At 63.4% G+C, this 505-nt stretch carries 1 protein-coding gene; it reads left to right on the top strand.

Features of this window, described 5'->3' with window-relative positions:
- Nucleotides 1-20: 20 nt before the first annotated feature.
- The coding region (locus J5M71_RS27325; RefSeq protein WP_207838662.1) for an NAD(P)-binding domain-containing protein at nucleotides 21-505 on the top strand (485 nt) is incomplete at its 3' end.

Raw genomic sequence — 505 nt, 5'->3', positions numbered from 1 at the left:
GTAGTAAGGAGCATCAGCACATGCAACTCGGGATTATTGGACTGGGCCGCATGGGCGGCAATATTGCGCGACGTCTGATGCTCAACGGGCACACCACCGTTGTTTACGACCGCAATACCGCTTTCATCGATAACCTGGTCGCCGAGGGCTCCACCGGCGTCGCCGACTTGCCAGCGCTGGTTGCCGGCCTCGACAAGCCGCGCGCGGTCTGGGTCATGCTGCCGGCGGGCGCACCGACCGAAGACACCATCAACACCCTGAGCGAACTGCTTGAGCCCGGCGATACGATCATCGACGGCGGCAACACCAACTACAAGGACGACATTCGTCGCGCCAAGACGCTGAACGAGAAGGGCCTGCACTACATCGACGTCGGCACCTCCGGCGGCGTCTGGGGCCTGGAACGCGGCTATTGCATGATGATTGGCGGCGACGCCGAGACGGTCAAACGTCTGGATCCGCTGTTCGCCGCACTGGCGCCGGGCATGGGCGACATCCCACGCAC

This window comes from Pseudomonas sp. 43(2021) (genome assembly GCF_017490805.1).
Classification (GTDB): domain Bacteria; phylum Pseudomonadota; class Gammaproteobacteria; order Pseudomonadales; family Pseudomonadaceae; genus Aquipseudomonas.
Note: the sequence above shows the minus strand (reverse complement) of the source record. Positions and strands in the feature narration are given on the sequence as shown.